This window comes from Treponema sp. R6D11 (assembly GCF_054786075.1).
In genome coordinates this window covers 1-850 of record NZ_BDHD01000522.1, presented here as the reverse complement: position 1 = coordinate 850, position 850 = coordinate 1, and the positions used below count along the sequence as shown (strand labels likewise).

Sequence of the window (850 nt, the reverse complement as noted above, 5' to 3'; positions counted from 1 at the left end):
ATCACATGCCCCTGCGGCAAGAATATTCCCATAGACATCGATGAAGAAATTAATCTTGACGCTAAGCCGGAGCAAATAGAAAAAATTTGCAACGGGACGTTTATGAGTTTTGACTGCCCCGACTGCGGCAAGAAACACAAGCCGGAATATCCCATTAATCTTATATGGAAGTCAAAAAACGTAAACTTTGAAGTGTTGCCGGAACTGGAACGCGGCGAATTTTACCGTAGGAAAAAAGACAAACCCAACACGGAAACGCTTATCGGATATCCTGAAATGGCAGACCGTATAATCGTTATCAAAGACGATTTGGAACCCGTCGTAATTGAAGCTATAAAATCAATTCTGCTTTCCAAAGCGGAAGACACGTATCCCGACAAGGAAATTAACGCGTGGTACATAGGGAAAACCCCCAAAGGCATTGAATTTCATCTTGACGGCATAAAGCAGGACGAAGTCGCAGTAATGATAGTGCCAATTGAAGTTTATGAAAAAACTTTGGCGGATTACAAGAAGCGCCCTAAGAACGAAATATTTTCGGTTTTACGCTGCCGCACCTATCTTTCCGTTCAAAACCTTTACAGGCCAGACATATTAAAATGAGAAAAATTTTCGCGCTTGTCCTGTTTCTTTCAACGTTACCCCTGTTTTGTTTTGACATAGCGGGCGGACACAGGGGAAGGGTTACGGCGTTAGTCCACAACAAGGACACGGTAATAAGCGCGGGCGAAGACGGGTTTATCGTTATCTGGAGCATAAGCCAAAGGGCGGCGATGGACAAGTTCCAACTTGCGACAAACGGCATAAGCTCAATGGTAAAAAACCCGTTAAAAGACGAAATATGTATTAT

Annotated in this window: 2 protein-coding genes; both read left to right on the top strand. The window is 43.4% G+C overall.

Annotation, left to right across the window (positions count from 1 at the left end):
• The coding region (locus ACYVTD_RS14415) for a CpXC domain-containing protein (protein WP_461248409.1) at window positions 1–603 on the top strand (603 nt) is incomplete at its 5' end.
• Window positions 600–850 (top strand): hypothetical protein (locus ACYVTD_RS14410; protein ID WP_461248408.1); only part of this gene is annotated, 251 nt, incomplete at its 3' end. The genes ACYVTD_RS14415 and ACYVTD_RS14410, both read left to right, overlap by 4 nt.